Raw genomic sequence first — 21,236 nt, 5'->3', positions numbered from 1 at the left:
TCGTGTGCAGCTTTCTTTGCACTATTCGCACACGAGACCGCGGGTGCAGCGCGCATCCGGCATTCCCTGCGCCCTCTGAATTTTGGGGGCGAAGAATTCCGCACAACTCGGGCGCATCGCGCCGCGAGATGGCAAAGGTGCGTTTGCTTACCCTCCCCTGGAGGGGTCCGAGACAAGCGAAGCTTGCTCGTGGGTCGACGCGAAGCGGCGGGGTGGGGTGACGGTCTATCCCCTCGGACAGTCCCCGTGTTGAGAGATCACCCCACCCCGTCTCACATTTCGCTACGCCAATGCGAGCCGACCCTCCCCCTCCAGGGGAGGGTGAAAGCAACGCATGCGCCGGTATGAAGACTTGGTACTGCCGGGATGCACCCCCGCTCCCCTCCGCATCATCTTCGGGCATGACGGCCGGAATTTCCTCCGCTAACCTCCATTCAAAATGTCCGGGGAGGACAAGCGTGCATAGAGGGCGTGTGGTATTCGGCGCCATGGATGAGGTCGTGTTCGGACGGCCTGCATCCGAGGTGATCGTCGAGCAGATGGACCGGCTCGGCGCTGTCAGAGCGTTCCTGATGGTCAGCGGCACGCTCAACCGCGAGACTGACGTGATCAGGAACATTCGCGACGTGCTGGGGCCGCGCTGCGTCGCGACGTTCGACGCGATGCCCGCCCACACGCCGCGCGCGGCCGTGATCTCAGCGACCGAACAGGCCCGATCAGCCAAAGCCGATCTCATCGTCACCGTCGGCGGCGGCTCGATCACCGACGGCGCCAAGGCGGTGCAGCTCTGCCTCGCCAATGACATTACGACCGTCGAAGGCATCGACAAAATAAGGGCCGTTGCCGGCGCGCCGCCGCCGATGAACCCGCCGGCGGTGCGGCAGATCAGCGCGCCGACGACGATCGCCGGCGGCGAATTCACCGCAAACGCCGGCGTTACCAACGAGCGGACCAAGGTCAAGGAAGCGCTGCGCCATCGGCTGGTGATGCCGCGCGCCGTGATCCTCGACCCCGCGATCGGCCTGCACACGCCGGAATGGCTGTGGCTGTCGACCGGCATCCGCGCCGTCGACCATTGCGTTGAGGGCATTTGTGCGCGCGAGGCGCATCCCTATGCCGACGCGCAGGCGTTGAAGGGGCTTGCGCTGCTGGCGCAGGCGCTGCAGCGGGTGAAGGCCGATGGCGCCGATCTCGACGCGCGGATGGATTGCCAGATCGGCACCTGGCTTTCGACCGGGCCGCTGGCCGCGGGCGTGCCGATGGGCGCCAGCCACGGCATCGGCTACGTGCTCGGCGCCGAGTTCGGCGTGCCACACGGCCACACCTCCTGCGTGATGCTCCCCTTCGTCATGCGCTGGAACAAGCCTGTGAATGCCGAGCGCCAGGCGCTGGTATCAGCCGCGATGGGGCATCCGGGCAAGGATGCCGGCGACGTGCTCGACGATTTCATTCGCGGCCTCGGCATGCCGCGCAGCCTGCGCGAGGTCAAAGTCGGGCCTGAGCATTTCGACCGCATCGCACAGCAGGCGATGGCGACGCCGTGGGTGCCGCGCAACCCACGCAAGATCGAGGGACCTGCACAGGTGCGCGAGATTCTCGAACTGGCTGCCTAGAGCCTGATCCGGAAAAGTGGGCACCGGTTTTCCGAGAAGATCATGCTCAAAACAAAGGGATAGACGGAACGTAAATGTACACCGGCAAGCATGTAAAACTTCGTCCGCTGCAGCCCGCCTTCATCATGGCGGGAACCGGCGAGACCGTCACCTATCGCGAACTCGACGCGCGCTCCAACCGGCTGGCGCATCTGTTCCGCCAACGCGGCCTGAAGCGGCTCGACCATTATTCGATCTTCATGGAGAACAACAGCCGCTATCTCGAAGCCTGCGGCGCCGGCGAACGCTCCGGCCTCTATTACACCTGCGTGAACTCCTACCTCACCGCAAGCGAGCTCGCCTATATCCTGACCAACAGCCAGTCGCGCATCCTGATCACATCGAGGGAAAAACTCGATGTCGCGCGCGAGGCGCTGAAGGAATGCACGCACGTCGAGCTTTGCATCGTCGCCGATGGCCAAGGAGAAAGTGGGCCCGAAAGCGATCGCATCGTCGGCCTGCTGGACGTAACGGCAGGATTGCCGCACACGCCGATCGCGGATGAATGCGTCGGCACCGCGATGCTCTATTCCTCCGGCACCACCGGCCGGCCGAAGGGGATTCTGCGCCCGCTGCCGGAACTGCCGGCCGACCAGAATTTGCCGCTGTTCGATTTCCTGGTGAAGATCTGGCAGTACCGCGAGGGCATGATCTATCTATCGCCGGCGCCGCTCTACCATTCGGCGCCGCAGGCCGCCGTCAACCTCACCATCAAGATGGGCGGCACCGCCATCATCATGGAACGGTTCGATCCCGAACATTATCTCTCGCTGGTTCCGAAATGGGGCATCACGCACACCCAGCTGGTGCCGACGATGTTCTCGCGGATGCTGAAGCTGCCGGAAGAGGTGCGCACGCGATACGATCTCTCCTCGCTCGAGATCGCGATCCATGCCGCCGCGCCCTGCCCCGCGGCGGTCAAGGACGACATCATCAAATGGTGGGGACCGATCATCCACGAATATTACGGCGCCACCGAAGGGCTCGGCTTCACCTCCTGCAACAGCCAGGAGTGGCTTGCCCATCGCGGCACCGTGGGCCGGGTGCTGCTCGGCGATCTGCATATTCTCGACGAGAACATGCAGGCCGTTCCCGTCGGCACGCCGGGCACCGTGTGGTTCAAGACCGCGACGCCGTTCGAGTATTTCGGCGACCCGGCCAAGACGAAGGAGGCGCGCTCGGCGGACGGCAGCATGAGCACGGTGGGCGATGTCGGCTATGTCGACAATGACGGCTATCTCTATCTCACCGACCGCGCGACGTTCATGATCATCTCCGGCGGTGTCAACATCTACCCGCAGGAATGCGAGAACTTGCTGATCACCCATCCCAAGATCGCCGATGCCGCGGTGTTCGGCGTGCCCAATCCGGATCTGGGCGAGGAAGTGAAGGCGGTGGTGCAGCCAATGCCCGGCGTTTCGCCAGGAGCGGATCTCGCGGAGGAATTGATCGCGTTCTGCAGCCAGTCGCTGTCGCGCCAGAAAGTGCCGCGCTCGATCGATTTCGAGAAGGAGCTGCCGCGGCTGCCCACCGGCAAACTCTACAAGCGCCTGCTGCGCGACCGCTATTGGGGCAACAAGACCTCGCGGATCGTGTGAGGGGCTCAGGATTGGCAACCGCGCGACCGCGTTGATGCGAAATATGCCGGAACGTGACGGCGTGAGCGCTCGGGTGAGGCATTATGGCGCGATCATCTTGTGTGCGTCGCAACGACGGCGCCAATTGCTCAGCCATATCCGTGCAAACGGCCGCAAAAGTCAGGCCAGTTCCGCCATACGGAGTTTCATTCGTCCGAATTGCCAACCTCCGCACGGCCTTGGCCGGTTGCCCGGCAGGATGGTCATGCTATCGTCGGCGGCAATCGGCCATTTGAGACCGAACATTCTCGGGAGGGGACACCATGCGGAGCGTGCGAACGCTTGCCGTCGCGGCGTTGTTATTGCTGCCGGCCTACCATGTTGCATCGGCGGGCGAGCCCAAGCAGGGCGGCATCCTCAAGGTCTATCACCGCGACAGCCCGGCCAGCGCCTCGATCCACGAGGAGGCGACCTATTCGGTCAACATTCCCTTCATGCCTGTTTTCAACAACCTCGTGATCTACAAGCAGGACGTCCCGCAGAACTCCATGGAGTCGATCGTCCCGGATCTTGCGGAGAGCTGGGCCTGGAGCAGCGACAAGAAGAAGCTCACCTTCAAGCTGCGGCAGGGCGTCAAATGGCACGACGGCAAGCCGTTCACCTCCGCCGACGTCAAATGCACCTTCGATATGCTGATGGGCAAGTCGCAGCAGAAATTTCGCAAGAACCCGCGAAAATCCTGGTACGACGAGGTCGTCGACGTCACCACGTCAGGCGATTTCGAGGCGTCGTTCAATCTGAAGCGACCGCAGCCGGCGCTGCTGGCGCTGCTCGCCTCCGGCTATACACCGGTCTATCCCTGCCACGTCTCGCCCGGCGACATGCGCACCAAGCCGACCGGCACCGGCCCGTTCAAATTCGTCGAGTTCAAGGCCAATGAATCGATCAAGCTGACGCGCAACCCGGATTACTGGAAGAAGGGCCTGCCGCATCTCGACGGCATGGAATTCACTATCATCACCAACCGGTCGACTGCCATTCTCGGCTTTATTTCCGGCCAGTTCGACATGACCTTCCCCACCGAAGTGTCGATCCCGCTGCTCAAGGACGTCAAGAAGCAGTCACCGAACGCCGTGTGCGTCGTGGAGCCGATCAACGTCTCGACCAACATCATCGTCAACTCGTCCTCGCCGCCGTTTGACAGCCTGGATATCCGCCGCGCGATGGCGCTGGCGATCGACCGCAAGGCGTTCATCTCGATCCTGTTCGAGGGCCAGGCGGATATCGGCGGCACCATGCTTCCCGCCCCGGGCGGGTTGTGGGCGATGCCGAAAGAGATGCTCGAGACGATCCCGGGCTACGGCCCCGATATCAACGCCAACCGGGAAGAAGCTCGCAAGCTGATGCAGAAGGCGGGCTTTGGGCCCGACAAGCGGCTCGCGGTCAAGGTCGCAACGCGCAACATTCCGATCTATCGCGACCCCGCCATCATCCTGATCGATCAGCTCAAGAGCATCTATATCGACGGCGAGCTTGACGTGGTCGAGACGGCGAACTGGTTCTCGAAAGTCGCGCGCAAGGATTATGCGCTCGGCCTCAATCTGACCGGCAATGCGGTCGACGATCCCGACCAGTCGTTCTACGAGAACTATTCCTGCGGCTCGGAGCGCAACTACACCAACTACTGCAACAAGGACATCGAAAAGCTGTTCAGCGAGCAGTCCCAGGAAACCGACGTCGCCAAGCGCAAGAAAATCGTCTGGGAAATCGACAAGAAGCTGCAGGAGGACGTCGCCCGCCCGATCATCTACCACGGCCGCTCGGGTTCGTGCTGGCAGCCCTACGTCAAGGGCATCACCATCATGGTGAACAGCTCCTATAACGGCTATCGTTACGAGGATGTATGGATGGACAAGTAACGTCCGCCATTACGTCGGCCGGCCAGGGAGAATAGCCAGGTGTTTGCTTATATCGTGCGACGCCTCGCCTTGATGTTCGTGACCCTGATCGGGATCTCGATCATCATCTTCGTGCTGCTGCGCGTCGTTCCCGGCAATATCGTCGACATCCTGTTCGACGCGGCCGGCTTCGTCGATCCCGCCGACAAGGCCAATCTGGAAAAGGAACTCGGTCTCAGCGACCCGATCGTGGTGCAGTATTTCCGCTGGATCGGCGGGTTGCTGCACGGCGATCTCGGCTATTCCTATGTGTCGGAAAAACCGGCTCTGCAGGAGATCCTGCCGCGAATTCCGATCACCGCGCGGCTGGCGGGGCTGGCGCTGCTGTTCTCCGCATCGATCGGCATTCCCCTCGGCGTCATCAGCGCCGTTCATCAGGGCACAAGGCTCGATTATGCCTTGCGTATCGTCAGCCTGAGCGGGCTGTCGCTGCCCTCGTTCTGGCTCGGACTGTTGATCCTGATGGCGTCGGTTTCCATGTTCGGAACCATGCCGATCTTCAACCCCAATCCGAAAACCTGGACCGAAGCGATCGCCATCTACTGCGTGCCGGCGATGGCGGTCGGCTTTCGCAGCGCCGCGCTGACGATGCGCATCACGCGCTCCTCGATGCTCGAAATCCTGCGCCAGGATTTCATCCGCACTGCGCGCGCCAAGGGCGCCTCGGAGAATTCGGTCAATTATCGCCATGCGCTGAAAAACGCCATCCTGCCCGTCATCACCGTGATCGGCATCGAGGCCGCTTTCCTGATCGGTGGGCTGATCGTCACCGAAACCGTGTTCAATATCCCGGGCATCGCCCGCTTCCTGGTCGAGGCGCTGCGCTGGCGCGACTACCCGATCGTGCAGAACCTCGTGATGCTGATCGCCGTCGTCGTGGTATTCGCCAACTTCACCGTCGACTTGCTGTATGCCGCGATCGATCCGCGCATCCGCTACGGGGATTAGGAGTTATCAGCTTGGCCGTGGTCAATTACGATAGCGAACTGAAGCGCGCCGGCGCCCATTCGACGCATGGCTGGCGCCGGCTGACGTTTCTCGCGCAACGCTACATGCTCGGCACCATCGGCCTCTTCATCATGGTGATGTTCGTCTGGGTGGCGATATCGGCTGATCTGATCTGCCGCTTCAGCCCGCTCAGCGTCGATTCCACGCACCGGCTGGCGGCGCCGGACGCCGTGCATTGGCTGGGTACCGATTCATTCGGCCGCGATGTCTGGAGCCGGATCGTCCATGGCGCCCGGATTTCGCTGGCCGTCGGCATCGGCGCCACGGTGCTGGGCTCGACGCTCGGCGTCATCGTCGGCCTCGTCTCCGGCTATCTCTCGGGCTGGGTCGATTTACTGTTCCAACGCGTGACCGACATCCTGCAGGCTCTGCCGCTGCTGGTGCTGGCGCTGGTCATGACGGCGGCGTTGGGGCCGTCGCTGCCGAACGTCATCATCGCGATCGCGATCCCGCTGATTCCAACGGTGGCCCGCGTGATCCGCGCCAACACGCTGGCGTTGCGCGAACTGCCGTTCGTCGAGGCCGCCAAGTCGATCGGCATGAGCGAGACGCGTATCGCTATACGCCACGTGCTGCCGAACACGCTGGCGCCGCTGATCGTGCTGGCGACCGCGCAGCTCGGCTCCACCATTCTCACCGAAGCCTCGCTGTCGTTCCTCGGCCTCGGCATTCCCGAACCCTATCCGTCCTGGGGCCGCATGCTGTCGGAATCGGCGGCGGAGTATGTCCGCACCGCGCCCTGGCTGGTGATCTTCCCCGGCGTCGCGATCAGCCTTGCGGTGTTCGGCACCAATCTGTTCGGCGACGCGCTGCGCGACATCCTCGACCCGAGGCAGCGCGGCTGATGACCGAGGCACGGGCGGAAGAGATGGTTCTCGATGTGAAGAACCTGCAAACGGTGTTCTTCACCAATTCGGGCCTGTTCCGGGCAGTCGATGACGTATCGTTTCACGTCCGCCGCGGCGAGACGCTGGCGATCGTCGGCGAATCCGGCTGCGGCAAGAGCGTCAGCGCGCTGTCGATCATGCGGCTGGTGCCGGACCCGCCGGGGCGAATCGTCGGCGGCTCGGTGACGCTCGAAGGCACCGACCTGCTCGGCATCGGCGAAGCGGACATGCGCAAGATCCGTGGCAACCGGATGTCGATGATCTTCCAGGAGCCGATGACCTCGCTCAATCCGGTGATGCGGATCGGCGACCAGATCACCGAGGTGGTGCGCCTGCACCAGGACATGACGTCCAGGCAAGCGTGGACGAAAGCCGTCGAGATGCTGCGGCTGGTACGGATTCCCGAACCGGAGCGGCGCGCGCATGAATATCCGCACCAGCTTTCCGGCGGCATGCGCCAGCGCGCGATGATCGCGATGGCGCTGGCGTGCCGGCCGGCGCTGTTGATCGCGGACGAGCCGACCACCGCGCTCGACGTCACGATCCAGGCCCAAATCCTGGCGCTGATCGTCGACCTGCAAAAGACCCTCGGCACCGGCCTGATCCTGATCACCCATGATCTCGGCGTGGTCGCCCAGACCGCGCAACGCGTCATCGTGATGTATGCGGGCAAGAAGGTCGAGGAAGCGACCGTCGAGGCGCTGTTCGAGAATCCACGGCATCCCTACACCCGCGGCCTGATGGCCTCGATGCCGGCGGTGATTTCGCTTGGCGCGAAAGAGGATGTCAGGTTGAACGAAATTCCCGGCATGGTGCCGTCGCTGACCAATTTGCCGCCGGGCTGCGCCTTTGCACCGCGCTGTCCGTTCGCGATCGACCGCTGCCGCGCCGAATATCCGCCGCTACTGGATTTCGGCGACAATCATTTTGCGGCCTGCTGGCGCGCGGCGGAAATGGTGGCCGCGATATGACCGACGCAACGCCCCTGCTCGAAGTGACCGACCTCGTCAAACATTATCCGGTGCGCGGGGGCATCCTGCGCCGGCGCATCGGCACCGTGCATTCGGTCGACGGCGTCAGCTTCTCGGTCGGCAAGGGTGAGACGCTCGGGCTGGTCGGCGAATCCGGTTGCGGCAAGTCGACGGTGGCGCGCAGCGTCTTGCGGCTGGTGGAGCCGACCAGCGGCGCCATCAAACTCAACGGCACCGACATCACCAACCTCAGCAAGGCGGATCTGCGGCCGCATCGGCGCTCGATGCAGATCGTATTCCAGGATCCGTTCGCTTCGCTCAATCCGCGCATGACCGCCGGCGAGATCGTCGGCGAGCCGCTCGGCGTCCACGGCCTTGCCACCGGCGCTAAGCAGCAGGAACGGGTCGCCGAACTGTTCGCCCAGGTCGGCCTGCGGGCGGACCAGATGAAGAACTATCCGCATCAGTTTTCCGGCGGCCAGCGGCAGCGCATCTGCATTGCCCGCGCACTGTCGCTCGGACCGAGCCTGATCGTGTGCGACGAACCGGTTTCGGCGCTCGACGTCTCGATCCAGGCGCAGGTGATCAACCTCTTGATCGACCTGCAGCGCAAGAACAATTTTTCATATTTGTTCATCGCCCATGACCTCGCCGTGGTCGCCCATATCAGCCACCGCGTCGCCGTGATGTATCTTGGCCGTATCGTCGAGATCGCCGACAAGACCGAGCTGTTCGCCAACCCGCGCCATCCCTATACGCAGGCGCTGCTGGCGTCGGTGCCGGTCGCCAACCCGAAGGCGAAGAAGCTCGCGCCGATGATCGACGGCGACGTGCCAAGCCCGATCAACCCGCCGTCAGGCTGCGCCTTCCACACCCGCTGCCGCTACGTGATGGACCGCTGCAAGGTCGAACGGCCGTCGCTGCTTGATGCCGGCGCGCGGCATCAGGTCGCGTGTTGGCTCAATGAGGGGACTGGGCGGGCGGAGTAAACTCTATCGTCGTCCCGGCGAAGGCCGGGACCCATAACCCCGGTCATCTGTTGTTGGAAGAAGCCGTCGACCATTGTGCTCAACAATAACTGCCGCGGCGTATGGGTCCCGGATCGCGCTTCGCTTGTCCGGGACGACATATGGTTTGCTGCTATACCGCCGCCTCGATCTCGACCACGATCTTCCCCGTCGTCACCTGCTCGCCCTCGGCCACATCGATCGCCGCGACCTTGCCCGCAACACCCGCCGTATGCACATGCTCCATCTTCATCGCCTCCAGCGTCATCACCGGCTGGCCGGCCGTTACCTGATCGCCGGGCTTGACCAGCACGGCGACGACGCGGCCGTTCATCGCCGCCCTCACCTTGCCGTCGCCGCCGCTGGCCGCGGCCGACACCGGTGCCGCCAGCGTCAGGTCACTAACCGCAATCGTGGCGCCGCGGTGCAGGAAGTAGAGCCGATCCCGGTCACGCAGGAATTTGACGGACTCCGAAAGACCGTCGCGGCTGAAGCGGATGGTGTCGCCGTCGACGGCGTGAACTTCGATTCGATAGAGCGTGTTGTTGAGCCCGCGATAGCTGCCGTCACGCTCGCGCACGATCTCGATCTCATGGACCGCACCGCCGATCTCGACACGAACGGGAACCGGGAACGCTGCCGCCAGCGAACGTCCGGGCTTCCATTTCGGTGCCGAGGAATCGGTGACATACAGCAGCAACGCCGCAAGCTCGGCATCCGAAGCTGCATCCTTGCGCGGCGCCAGCAATTCATCGCGATGGTTGCCGATGAAGGCGGTGGTCGCCTCACCCGCGGCAAACCCGGGATGGCGCAGGCATGAAATCAGAAAGCCCTGATTGGTGGTGACGCCGAATGCGGCTAGCTGCTCCAGTCCAACGATCAGCTTGCCCCGGGCCTCATCGCGGGTCGCGCCGTGGCCGATGATCTTGGCGATCATCGAATCATAGAACGGCGGAATTTCGCAGCCGGATTGAAGCGCGTGTTCGACCCGGATACCGTCAGGCATCTGCCACAACGCCATCGTGCCGGATTGCGGCATGAAGTCGTGGCCGGCATCCTCCGAACACAACCGCACCTCGATGGCATGGCCGGAGAATTTGATGTCTTCCTGCACCAGCCCAAGCGGCTCACCGCTGGCGACGCGCATTTGCAGTTCGACCAGGTCGAGGCCCGTGATCGCCTCGGTGACGGGATGCTCGACCTGCAGCCGCGTGTTCATTTCCATGAAGTAGAACTCGCCGCTGCTATCGAGCAGGAATTCCAGCGTGCCGGCGCCCTCATAACCGATCGATTTCACCGCTGACACCGCAACCGCGCCCATCCGCGCCCGCAGTCTCGGCGACACCGCCGGCGACGGCGCCTCCTCGATCAGCTTCTGGTGCCGCCGCTGCACCGAGCAATCGCGCTCACCGAGATGAACCGCGTTGCGGTAACGATCGCCGAACACCTGGATCTCGATGTGGCGGGGATTAACGATGGCGCGCTCGAGGATCACGGTGGGATCGCCGAACGCGCCCTGCGCTTCCGACCGCGCGCTACGCAAGGCATCCGGAAATGCCACCGCGTCCGCGACCAGCCGCATGCCGCGACCGCCGCCACCGGCGACCGCCTTGATCATCACGGGAAAGCCGATCTTTTTGGCTTCCGCCAGCATAACGGCGTCGCTCTGATCCGCGCCCTGATAGCCGGGCACGCAGGGCACGCCAGCCTTTTCCATGATCTCCTTGGCGCCGGCCTTGTTGCCCATCGCGCGGATTGCCTCCGGCGACGGTCCGATGAAGACCAGACCCGCGTCACGGCAGGCCTGAGCAAAATCTTCGTTCTCGGCGAGGAAGCCGTAGCCGGGATGGACCGCCGTCGCGCCGCTGGCTTTGGCCGCCGCAATGATCGTCTCGATCCGCAAATAGGATTGCGCCGGCAGCGCCTCGCCGATCCGCACCGCCTGGTCGGCTTCGCGGACATGCAGCGCGTCGCGGTCGGCATCGGAATAGACCGCGACCACCCCATAGCCGAGACGGCGCGCGGTGCGCATGATGCGCAGCGCGATCTCGCCGCGGTTGGCGATCAATATCTTGAAGAACGGCGTCGACTTCATCATCGTCATGGCCGCGCGACCGAGAATTGCATGGGCTGCGGCGTCCGTGCCTCGGCCTCGCGGCAGATTGCCAGCACCTCGGATAGTACGCTGCGGGTATCGCGCGGATCGATCACGCCGTCATCGAGCACACGTGCCGAGGTCGAGAACACGTCCATCTGGCCGTCGAACACGCCTGTTATCTGCGCCTTCATCGCGTCAAGCTTTTCCTTCTCGATCGGTTTGCCACGCCGCGCAGCCGCCGCTTCGGTAACGATCGCCATGGTCTCGGCCGCCTGCTCGCCGCCCATCACCGCCGTCTTGGCGTTGGGCCAGGAGAAGCAGAAGCGCGGATGGAAGCCGCGCCCGCACATGCCGTAATTGCCGGCGCCGAACGATGCGCCGCAATAGATGGTGATCTGCGGCACGGTCGCCGAGGTTACCGCCTGAATCATCTTGGAGCCGTGCTTGATCATGCCGGCTTCTTCGTAAGCCTTGCCGACCATGTAGCCGGTCGTGTTGTTCATATACAAAAGCGGCGTGCGCGACTGGCAGCAGGCCTGGATGAAGTGCGTCGCCTTGTTGGCGCCGGGCACATCGAGCGGACCGTTGTTGGTGATGATACCGATCGCCTGTCCCTCGATGCGGGCGTGGCCGCAGATGGTGGCGGGGCCGTAATTGCTGCCGAATTCGGTAAAATCGGAATCGTCGATAAAGCGCGCGATGGCCTGCCGCATGTCGACCGGACGCTTGTGGTCCATCGGCATGATGCCAAGCAGTTCCTCCGCGTCATAGCGCGGCGGCCGATACGAGGTTTCGGCCGGTTTTGGCCGGTCCCACTGCATATTGGTCATGATGTCGCGCGCGATCCGCAGCCCGTCGCGGTCGTCTTCGGCAAGATAATCGCCGAGGCCGGAGATCGAGGTGTGCATCTCGGCGCCGCCGAGTTCCTCTTCGGTCGCGATCTCGCCTGTTGCCGCCTTAAGCAGCGGCGGCCCCGCGAGGAAGGCGCGAGTGCGGCCGCGCACCATCACGATGTAGTCGGAGAGCCCGGTCTGGTAAGCGCCGCCCGCGGTCGATGAACCGTGCGTCACGGTGACAACAGGCAGTCCCGCCGCCGACAGCCTGGCCAGGTTACGAAAGATATTGCCGCCGCGAATAAAATCCTCGACGCGGTAGCGCAGCAGATTGGCGCCGGCGCTTTCGACCAGTTGCACGTAGGGCAGCTTGTTCTCCAGCGCCAGTTCCTGCACGCGCAAGGTCTTGTCGAGGCCGTAAGGCTGCAACGCGCCGGCGTCGATGCCGGAATCATTGGCGCTGATCATGCAACGGATGCCGGAGACGAACCCGATGCCGGCGATCGCCCCGCCGCCCGGGATGCTCTTGTCGGCATCCGGCACGTCGAACATGTAGCCCGCCAGCGTCATCAATTCGATGAAGGGCGAGCCGGGATCGAGCACCAGCGCAACGCGCTCGCGCGGCAATAATTGGCCGCGCTTGTGGAAGCGGTCCTTGGCAGCGGCGGAGGCGGTGCGCGTCCGCTCCTCAAGCCCGCGCATGCGCGCGATCAGCGCCAGCATGCCGTCGCGGTTGGCTCTGTAGCCGGCGCTGCTTGGGGCGATGGTGGATTCGATGATGGCCATGAATTAGTTTACTCCGTCGTTCCGGGGCGCGCAGCGAACCCGGAACCTCGAGATTCCGGGTTCGCGCTGCGCGCGCCCCGGAATGACAACTTAATGCCTCGTCCCAAATATCTGCCTTGCCTCGGCGGGGCTGGCGATCTCTCTGCCAGCACGGCGGGCGCAGGCGGCCATCGCTTCGATCAATTGGCCATTGGAGGTCACCTTGGTGCCGTCGGCGAGATAGAAGGTGTCCTCCAGCCCGGTGCGCAAATGACCGCCGAGGTCGGCACAGCGTTGGTGCAGCGGCCAGATTTCGGCGCGGCCGATCGCGGTGACCTGCCAGTGCGCTTCGGGCAATTTGAGCTTGAGCAGGATCGGCAGCAGATCCGGATCCGCCGGCATGCCGGATGCAACGCCCATCACGAAATTATACTCCAGCGGCCCTGAATACATGCCAGTCTGCCGGTACATGCCGACGCAGCGCACGATGCCGACATCGAAGCATTCGAACTCGGGGATCGTGCCCGCCACTTTCATCACGCCGAGATAGTCCTGCACCTTTTCGACGGCGTTATCGAACATCATCGGCGGCCAGGCCCAGGTGTTGTCGGATTTCACCTTGAGGTAATTCAGTGAGCCGGCATTGCAGGCCGCGATCTCGGGTTTGGTCTCGCGCACGCAATCGAGCGCGCCGCTATAATTGGGACCCGAGGTCCCGGTGGTGTGGTTGATGATGACGCCGGGGCAGGCCTCGCGCACCGCCTGCTGAATCTCTTTGCTGACGCTGACTTCCCAGGACGGCAGATGGCCCTTGCCCGGTTCCTGCTGGCGCAGATGGATATGCATGATGCTGGCGCCGGCGTTGAAGGCGGCCTTGGCCTCGCGCGCCATCTGTTCAGGCGTGACAGGTACGTTGTGCTGTTTCGGGTCGGTCAGCACGCCGTTCAGCGCGCAGGTAATGACGGCCTTGTCGCTCATGGATCAGCCTTCGAAAATGGGCGGAAATCGCCTTGTTTTGCGCATGATCCGTTCGGAAAACCGCTTCACACTTTTCCGGATCATGCGCTGGCGATCATGCGGCCCGCATCAGCCCGCTTCTTGCGTCCACCCGCTATTGGCGCCGCCGGTGCGATTGCTGCGGTAGATTGCCAGATCGCGCGAACCGGAAAAGATCGCGCGCGGCTTCAAGCCGTAGAAGCGGCGGATCGAGTGGCTGAAATGCGTGGAGTCGGGATAACCGATGTCCTGCGCGAGATGCGCAAGGTTGATGTCCTGGTTGGCAAAATGCAGCAAATGCCGCGCCCGCTTCCAGGCGCGGAACGAGCGGAACGAGATTCCGGTCTCTTCCTTGAACAAATGCAGGAAGCGCGACGGCGAGAGACCTGCTTCCGCGGCGCAGCTTGCGGCCGTCACCGGTTCGCCGCAGAATCGTCCGATCTGCAGTATCGCGCGCGCCACTCGTGGATCGAGCACGCGTTGCGGGAGGGCTTCGCCAAGGCACAGAAAGTCGAATTCGGCGCTGGAGAAATCGTCGCCCGCATGGTGCTCGCGCAAGGCGAGATAGGCGGCGCGGATGCGGTCGGCAAAAGCGGCGCCTTCAGGCCCCGACAACCGCGCGGCGAGGTCTTCGAGCACGCCGGGACAAACGCTTTCCGGCTCGATCACGACGCTCAGCACCGAACGATAGTCGCTGGCGATGGTATGCCCAGTGTTCGGCAGCACAGCGAACATTTCGGCATGGCTGTTCCGGCCATCGGCTGTAAGCCGCAACCCGCCTTCGATCGCGACATAGATGTTGAACGCACCCGAGCAGCGTTCCCGCGGCCGGCCGAGCAGGCCCGCGTAGAACACGCGTTCCGGAGTGATCAGCATCAGATGGCCCGATTTCCGGCCCATGTCATCCAAGGCGTCGTCCATGGTGCATCCTCCTCGCGCGGCTCTCTGGCCGCTGCGATAGGGGCAACCATAGCGGAAAATGGGGGTCTGTCACCGACAGAACCACCGTCATTCCGGGGCGATGCGAAGCATCGAACCCGGAATCTCGAGATTCCCCGATGCGCAATTGCGCATCTGAGGTTCGCTTCGCGCCCCGGAATGACCGCTCAATCAATTCCGTATCCGCGGCGCCACATTCTGTTCGATGCCCGCCTTTTGCTCGGCGGCCACCGCCCGCTTATAACCGTCACGCGCCTGCAACCGCGCCCAATAGGCTGCGACATTGGGCCCGAAATCCTTGGCCAGGCCGATATTTCCGGCCAGCCGCAGCGCATAGCCGTTGGCGATATCGGCGGCGGTAAAGCGGTCCGCGCACAGCGTTTCCGCCGTTGCGGTGGCGGCTTCCACGGCCCGCAGCCGGCCCAGGAACCATTTGGCATAGTCCCCCGCAACCTGCGGATTCCGGCGCTCCTCCGGCTCGAGCTGGCTGTATCTCAGCACCAGCGTTTGCGGAAAGGTCAGCGTGGCGTCGGAAAAGTACATCCAGTTCAGGAATGCGCCGTAGGCCGGCTCGTCGGGCCCGACCACCAGCGGCGTCGGGCCATATTTGGTGCCGATGTAGTGGCAGATGCCGGACGATTCCGTCATTTTGGTCTGGCCATCGACCATGAAGGGAATGGTGCCGAGCGGATTGATCGCGAGATATTCCTTGGCGAACACGCGCGGCGGAAACGGCAGCATCTTGAGCTCATAGGGCAGCCCGAGCTCTTCCAGCATCCAGAGCGGACGGAACGAACGTGCCCCGTCGCAGTGATATAGCGTGATCATCAGGCGTTCCCTTTGGTTCCCGGCAGCGTGCCCATCATCTTGCACAATACCGTCAGCATCACCTCATCGGCGCCGCCGCCGATCGAGGTCAAGCGGCTGTCGCGATAGGCGCGGCTGACGTGTGTCTCGTTCATAAAGCCCATGCCGCCCCAGAATTGCAAACAGGCATCGGTGAGTTCGCGTCCCAGCCGTCCGGCCTTGAGCTTTGCCATGGTCGCAAGACGCGTGACGTCCTCGCCCGCGATCAGCGCCTCGGCGGCGCGGTAGATCAGCGCGCGAAGCATCTCGACTTCGGTCTGCATCTCCGCGAGCTTGAAATGGACGATCTGATTATCGAGGATGGTCTTGCCGAACGCTTTTCGGTTGCGCGTGTATTCGATGGTCTCGGCGATGATGTACTCGTGCGCCTTCAGGCACGCCGCGGCGCCCCACAGCCGTTCCTCTTGGAACTGGACCATCTGATACGTAAAACCCATGCCCTCCTCGCCGATGCGATTGCGCCTCGGCACCCGCACATTGTCGAAGAAAATCTGCGCGGTGTCGGAGGAGCGCATGCCCATCTTGTCGAGTTTTCGCGCGACCTCGACGCCCTTGCTTTTCATCGGCACGCAGATCAGCGACTTGTTGCGATGCACCTGCCCGTCGCTGGTATTGGCGAGCAGGCAGATCCAGTCCGCCTTTACGCCATTGGTGATCCACATCTTGCCGCCATTGATGACGTAATCATCGCCATCTGAGCGGGCATTGGTCTTGATCGAGGCGACGTCGGAGCCGGCGCCCGGCTCCGACACGCCGATGCAGGCCACCGCATCGCCCGCGATCGCCGGCGCCAGAAATTCGCGGCGCACTTCATCGGAGCCGAACCGCGCCAGCGCTGGGGTGGCCATATCGGTCTGCACCCCGATTGCCATCGGCACGCCGCCGCAATGGATGGCGCCGAGCTCTTCGGCCATCATCAGCGCGTAGCTGTAATCGAGGCCCTGCCCGCCGAATTCGACGGGCTTGTTGAGGCCGAGGAAGCCGAGATCGCCGAGCTTCTTGAACAGGTCATGCGAGGGAAACTGTCCGACCTCCTCCCATTCATCGACGAACGGATTGATCTCGGCGGCGATGAATTTCTGCAGGATACGGCGCGGTTCGTCGTGGTCGGCGGTGAAGAGCATGATTTGTAGTCCGGTTTTAATTTCGAAAGTGGGTGGCCCTTCTCTTACCCTCCCCTGGAGGGGGAGGGTCGGCTCACATAGAGCGCAGCGATATGTGAGACGGGGTGGGGTGATCTCTCAACACGGGCACTGTTCGAGTGGAGAGACCGTCACCCCACCCCGCCGCTTCGCGTCGACCCTCCCCCTCCAGGGGAGGGTAAGGGCGAACGTCACAACCCCATCTGCCTACTCGCCAGATCCTTCATGATCTCCTCCGTGCCGCCGCCGATCGCGTTGACCTTTACCTCGCGGTAGATGCGCTCGACCTTGATGCCGCGCATGAAGCCGGCGCCGCCGAAGATCTGCACCGCTTCGCTAGCGCAGAACGCCATGGTCTGCGTCGCCTGGTTTTTCATCATGCAGATTTCGGCGACCGGGCTTTCGCCCTGGCCGAGCCGCCATGCCAGCATTTCCAGCATAGCCTGCGAGGCCGCGACCTTCTGCGCCATGTCGACCAGTTTGTGACGGATCACCTGGTGCTGCGCGATCGGTTTGCCAAAGGTCTGGCGCTCCTTGGCGTAGGCGATCGCGTCCTCGACGCAGACGCGCGCGTAAGCCGTGCAGCTCGCCGCCATGCCCATCCGCTCGCTGTTGAAGTTGTGCATGATCAGCTTGAACCCCTGGCCTTCCTCGCCGAGCAGGTTTTCGACCGGAACACGGCATTCGTCGAAATGCAGCGTTGCGGTATCCGACGCCCACCAGCCCATCTTCTTGAGTTTGGTGCGGGAAAGCCCCGGCGTATCGCCCTCGATCAGGAGCAAGCTGACGCCGCCGGCGCCCTCACCGCCGGTGCGCACGGCGACCGTGAGATAATCGGCGCGCATGCCCGAGGTGATGAACGTCTTTTCGCCGCCGACGACATAATGATCGCCGTCACGGCGCGCCTTGGTGCGGAGATTGGCGACATCGGAGCCGCCGCTCGGTTCGGTGATCGCCAGCGCCGAAATTTTCTTGCCCGATAGCACCTCGGGCAGCACCCGCGCTCTTATCTCGGAGCGGGCGGCGCGCGCGATCGGCGGCGAGCCGATGGTGTGGCTCATCAGGCTGGAGCTGACACCGCCGGCGCCGGCACGCGCGAGTTCCTGCGAGGCCACGATTTTCATGAACTGGTCGGCAGCGACGCCGCCATATTCCTCGGGGAAACCGAGCCCCAGCAAGCCGATCTCGGCGGCCTTGGCGTACAGCGCGCGCGGAAACTCGCCGGCTTCGTCCCATTCATGGGCATAGGGCTCGATCTCGCGCGTCACAAAGCGCCGCATCACGTCGCGAAACGCTTCGTGATCCGCGTTGTAAAACGGGCTGTTCGCCTTTGTCCGCTCCAGCATGCTGTCCTCCCGACGGAATCACGATGCCCTGAATCGGCCGGCCTAAACTTGCGTTGAGCGGCTGACGGGCCCCCTCGCCAGCAACTCAACGCAAGACCGGTTCCCCGGCCATGCCCTAACCTTCTGCAAAAAAGCAATAACACAAAATCGGCAAAACGCCGGGGAGATGAAGCATGATCCGTTGGAGCCAATCTGTCCCGGCCATTTTCCTCGCGCTGTCCCTCGCCGCATCGTCAGCTGCCTTCGCGCAACACCCCGGCATCACGCCTACCGAAATAAAGTTCGGCAACATCATGCCGTATAGCGGCCCGGCCTCGGCGCTCAGCGTCGTCGGCAAGGCCTTTGCCGGCTATTTCGACTTGATCAACGAAAAGGGCGGCGTCAACGGGCGCAAGCTCAACATGGTCTCGCTTGACGACGGCTTCTCGCCGCCGAAGACGGTCGAGGCGACGCGGCGGCTGGTCGAAAGCGACAACGTCGCCTTCATGTTCGGCACCATGGGCACCGCGCCGAGTTCGGCGACCGCGAAATACCTCAACAGCGCCAAGGTGCCGCATCTGTTCCTGATCTCGTCCGCGTCGAAATGGAACGATCCGGTCAACCAGCCCTGGCTGATGGCGCTGCCCTGGGCGCCGAATTATGTCGAGGAAGCCGGCATCGACGTGCGCTATGCGCGCGCCAAAAATCCCAACGCACGCTTTGCGATCCTTTACCAGAACGACGACGCCGGGAAGGATTACCTGCGCGGCGTGAAAGAGGCGCTTGGGGCCGACGCCGACAAGGCGATCGCGCTGGCATCGAGCTTCGAAGTCGCCGATCCCAGTGTGGATTCGCAGATCCTGACGCTTGCCAATACCAAGGCCGACGTTTTCCTGATTTACAGCGTGACGCCGCGCGCCTGCGCGCAGGCGATCCGCAAGGCCTATGAGACCGGCTGGCGGCCGATCCGATTCATCTCCTCGGGCTGCGCCAACAAGGAGACGGTCATGGTGCCGGCGGGCCTCGAAGCCGCGAGTGGCATCATGTCGGTCGGATCGCTGAAGCCCTATTCGGCCGACTCCAAAGATCCTGACCTGGTCGCCTACCGCGAATTCATGAAGGCGCGGGTGCCGAATGTCGATCCGGCGAATTTCGCCGCCGGCTATGGCTACATGGTCGCCCAGGCGCTGGTGGTGGTGCTGGAGCAGTGCAAGAACGATCTGAGCCGCGAGAACATCATGGCGCAGGCCGCCAACCTCACGGATGTGCAACTCCCGCTGCTGATGCCGGGCGTCAAGCTCAACACCTCACCGAAAGACTATCGGCCCATCAAGGACGGCTACATGGTCGAGTTTCGCGACGGCCAGTTCAATGTGATCAGCGAACTGCTGCGGGGTTCGTGAGTTCGAGACGCGGACCAAATGTGTGGCGACCCGAACGGCGACAGCCGTCAGATCTCCTGGAGGGTAACGGGCCGGGGCCGAACGCCTCTACCTTGTCAGGCGGTCTTTGATCATGTGAAGCGTGACGATGACGCCCTCCGCACTCCAATCGCACGAAATCGAGCCGCCAAGCTGGATCGTCATGCTGCGATTGAGCAGCTTGCTTCCATACCCGCTTTCACCAGTCGGCGCCGCGACCGGCGGGCCACCGCGCTCAGTCCATACTACGACCACTTCCGTATCGTGGGTGGCGCAGGATATATCCAGCGTACCGGTTGGGGAGGATAACGCGCCATACTTGAGTGAATTGGTGGCTAGTTCATGGACAACGAGCGCTAGCGTTGTAGCTGCTTGCTCGCCGACGCCCATGCGGGGGACTGAGACGCGGACGCGACCGCTAAATGCTCCCAGATCATCATAAGGCGCCAGCAGTACTGTCAAAAGGTCACCTAAGAGCGCAGCTTTTCCACCCTGCCCCGGAAGTGGACGGACAAGATCATGGGCGCGACCCAGCGCCGCCAGCCGCAGCGTAAGTTCCTTCGCCATGTCAGCAGTCGTCTTGGCGGACCGCGAGGTGATGGCTGTGAGACCGGATGCAATCGCTAACAGGTTCTTCACCCGGTGGCTCATTTCGCCCGCCAGCAACTCATGGCCTTCCTCGGCTTGCTTGCGTCCCGTCACGTCGATGAAAATTCCGTGCATGATGCGACCAACAATGCCCGCATCATTTCCTTGGCCGCGGGCCGAAACCCACCTGACCTCCTCGCCAACCATTATGCGGAAATCAATTTCATACGGACCGATGATCGCACGCGTGGCGGCAAACGCAGCTTTTACGCGATCACGGTCGGCCGGATGGATGTGTGACGACAGATCATCGAACGACACGTATTCATTCAGCGGCACGCCCCAAAGATCGAAAGCTCTCTCGTCCATCGTAAATCGATTGGTGTCGACGTTCCACGACCAGAGCGCGACCCCCGCCGCCGAAATAGCCAGACGCAGCTGTTCCGCATCCCAAACTGGCGGGCCCGCCTTCTCTGCCGGGTCCGCGGAAAGCTTCGGGACAGGCACCGATTCAGCGACGCCAACACCTTGCGCTTCCATGTTTTTCCTCAGCATTGGTGAACCTTATCTGGCGCAGTCGATTAGATCAGCAACAACGCCAGGCAGAACATGCCGTAAGAAACCTTGGGTGGAGACCTGCGAATTGCAGCTATGGATACCAACTCCATGGGCCATGAAAGGTTCAAGTCGGTTCCTGACCATAAAAGGCTTGCGACGCCAAATACTCAGTTAGTTGAAAAGATTGACCGATGATTTCAGTAGCGAAACGAGCGGTCATCCTTGTTGTTGAAGATGACGTGTTGATCCGGATGGACGCGGCTGAAATGATTGCGGCAGGCGAGTTCGATGTGATCGAAGCAGCGAATGCGGATGAAGCCATTGATATTCTCGAAACCCGGTTAGACATCACGGTCGTCTTTACCGACATTCAAATGCCCGGCAGTATGGACGGTCTAAGACTGGCTGCCGCGGTCAGGGATCGCTGGCCTCCGATCAAGATCGTTGCCACTTCCGGCCAGGTCACGATCGGTCGTGACGATCTGCCCGACGGCGGGTGCTTTTTGGCGAAGCCCTACAGCCCTGCTCAAATCCTGAAAACACTTCGTGAATTGACGGCGCCCTGACTCGGCGCCGACGCGGAGAGAGCTAAGGGCGTCATCCCGCTTGGTTGTCCAATGCATCATGAGTCCCAGCCGGCGCCC

General features: G+C 62.9%; 17 protein-coding genes. 9 read left to right on the top strand and 8 right to left on the bottom strand.

What is annotated here, in order from left to right:
- Window positions 1-458 precede the first annotated feature (458 nt).
- The 7 genes from JQ597_RS31940 to JQ597_RS31910 all read left to right on the top strand — a co-directional run bounded on the left by JQ597_RS31940 (window position 459) and on the right by JQ597_RS31910 (window position 9,042).
- Window positions 459-1,613, top strand: a complete 1,155-nt coding sequence (locus tag JQ597_RS31940) for an iron-containing alcohol dehydrogenase (protein ID WP_212269406.1) — start codon at window positions 459-461, stop codon at window positions 1,611-1,613.
- Window positions 1,614-1,687: 74 nt separating this feature from the next.
- Window positions 1,688-3,250 carry an AMP-binding protein gene (locus JQ597_RS31935; RefSeq protein WP_212269405.1) on the top strand — a complete coding sequence of 521 codons (1,563 nt, stop codon included), beginning with the start codon at window positions 1,688-1,690 and terminating at the stop codon, window positions 3,248-3,250.
- 302 nt (window positions 3,251-3,552) lie between these two features.
- On the top strand, window positions 3,553-5,148 hold the full coding sequence (locus JQ597_RS31930) for an ABC transporter substrate-binding protein (protein WP_212269404.1): 1,596 nt from the start codon (window positions 3,553-3,555) through the stop codon (window positions 5,146-5,148).
- Between the two features lie 39 nt (window positions 5,149-5,187).
- Complete coding sequence (locus JQ597_RS31925; RefSeq protein WP_212269403.1) at window positions 5,188-6,135, top strand: ABC transporter permease; 948 nt, start codon at window positions 5,188-5,190, stop codon at window positions 6,133-6,135.
- A gap of 11 nt (window positions 6,136-6,146) precedes the next feature.
- Complete coding sequence (locus JQ597_RS31920) at window positions 6,147-7,040, top strand: ABC transporter permease (RefSeq protein WP_212269402.1); 894 nt, start codon at window positions 6,147-6,149, stop codon at window positions 7,038-7,040.
- Window positions 7,040-8,053 carry an ABC transporter ATP-binding protein gene (locus JQ597_RS31915; RefSeq protein WP_212269401.1) on the top strand — a complete coding sequence of 338 codons (1,014 nt, stop codon included), beginning with the start codon at window positions 7,040-7,042 and terminating at the stop codon, window positions 8,051-8,053. Before JQ597_RS31920 ends, JQ597_RS31915 begins: the two co-directional genes overlap by 1 nt.
- Entirely contained in the window at window positions 8,050-9,042 is a 993-nt protein-coding gene (locus JQ597_RS31910; protein WP_212269400.1) for an ABC transporter ATP-binding protein, read from the top strand. Before JQ597_RS31915 ends, JQ597_RS31910 begins: the two co-directional genes overlap by 4 nt.
- 151 nt (window positions 9,043-9,193) lie before the next feature.
- Here JQ597_RS31910 and JQ597_RS31905 read toward each other — a convergent pair whose 3' ends face one another.
- The 7 genes from JQ597_RS31905 to JQ597_RS31875 all read right to left on the bottom strand — a co-directional run bounded on the left by JQ597_RS31905 (window position 9,194) and on the right by JQ597_RS31875 (window position 18,046).
- On the bottom strand, window positions 9,194-11,155 hold the full coding sequence (locus JQ597_RS31905) for an acetyl-CoA carboxylase biotin carboxylase subunit (RefSeq protein WP_212269409.1): 1,962 nt from the start codon (window positions 11,153-11,155) through the stop codon (window positions 9,194-9,196).
- Window positions 11,156-11,160: 5 nt separating this feature from the next.
- Window positions 11,161-12,777 carry an acyl-CoA carboxylase subunit beta gene (locus tag JQ597_RS31900; RefSeq protein ID WP_212269399.1) on the bottom strand — a complete coding sequence of 539 codons (1,617 nt, stop codon included), beginning with the start codon at window positions 12,775-12,777 and terminating at the stop codon, window positions 11,161-11,163.
- Between the two features lie 90 nt (window positions 12,778-12,867).
- Entirely contained in the window at window positions 12,868-13,734 is an 867-nt protein-coding gene (locus JQ597_RS31895) for a beta-keto acid cleavage family enzyme (RefSeq protein WP_212269398.1), read from the bottom strand.
- Between the two features lie 108 nt (window positions 13,735-13,842).
- Entirely contained in the window at window positions 13,843-14,661 is an 819-nt protein-coding gene (locus tag JQ597_RS31890) for a helix-turn-helix domain-containing protein (RefSeq protein WP_212269408.1), read from the bottom strand.
- A gap of 201 nt (window positions 14,662-14,862) precedes the next feature.
- Window positions 14,863-15,519 carry a glutathione S-transferase family protein gene (locus JQ597_RS31885; protein WP_212269397.1) on the bottom strand — a complete coding sequence of 219 codons (657 nt, stop codon included), beginning with the start codon at window positions 15,517-15,519 and terminating at the stop codon, window positions 14,863-14,865.
- The gene (locus JQ597_RS31880; RefSeq protein WP_212269396.1) at window positions 15,519-16,682 is read right to left on the bottom strand and encodes an acyl-CoA dehydrogenase family protein; all 1,164 of its coding nucleotides are present in this window, start codon (window positions 16,680-16,682) and stop codon (window positions 15,519-15,521) included. The genes JQ597_RS31885 and JQ597_RS31880 overlap by 1 nt, the downstream gene beginning before the upstream one ends.
- Window positions 16,683-16,891: 209 nt before the next feature.
- Window positions 16,892-18,046 (bottom strand): acyl-CoA dehydrogenase family protein, encoded by a 1,155-nt coding sequence (locus JQ597_RS31875; RefSeq protein WP_212269395.1) that lies wholly within the window; start codon window positions 18,044-18,046, stop codon window positions 16,892-16,894.
- Between the two features lie 173 nt (window positions 18,047-18,219).
- On the opposite strand from JQ597_RS31875, the gene JQ597_RS31870 reads away from it, so the two are divergent.
- Window positions 18,220-19,428, top strand: a complete 1,209-nt coding sequence (locus JQ597_RS31870) for an ABC transporter substrate-binding protein (RefSeq protein WP_212269394.1) — start codon at window positions 18,220-18,222, stop codon at window positions 19,426-19,428.
- 87 nt (window positions 19,429-19,515) lie between these two features.
- Here JQ597_RS31870 and JQ597_RS31865 read toward each other — a convergent pair whose 3' ends face one another.
- A complete protein-coding gene (locus JQ597_RS31865) occupies window positions 19,516-20,574 on the bottom strand; it encodes a sensor histidine kinase (RefSeq protein ID WP_212269393.1) in 1,059 nt (352 codons plus the stop codon).
- A gap of 209 nt (window positions 20,575-20,783) precedes the next feature.
- Here JQ597_RS31865 and JQ597_RS31860 point away from each other — a divergent pair, with 209 nt between their 5' ends.
- Window positions 20,784-21,158 (top strand): response regulator, encoded by a 375-nt coding sequence (locus JQ597_RS31860; RefSeq protein ID WP_212269392.1) that lies wholly within the window; start codon window positions 20,784-20,786, stop codon window positions 21,156-21,158.
- The last annotated feature ends 78 nt before the right edge of the window (window positions 21,159-21,236 follow it).

The organism is Bradyrhizobium sp. AUGA SZCCT0177 (assembly GCF_018130125.1).
GTDB lineage: Bacteria > Pseudomonadota > Alphaproteobacteria > Rhizobiales > Xanthobacteraceae > Bradyrhizobium.
Note: the sequence above shows the minus strand (reverse complement) of the source record. Positions and strands in the feature narration are given on the sequence as shown.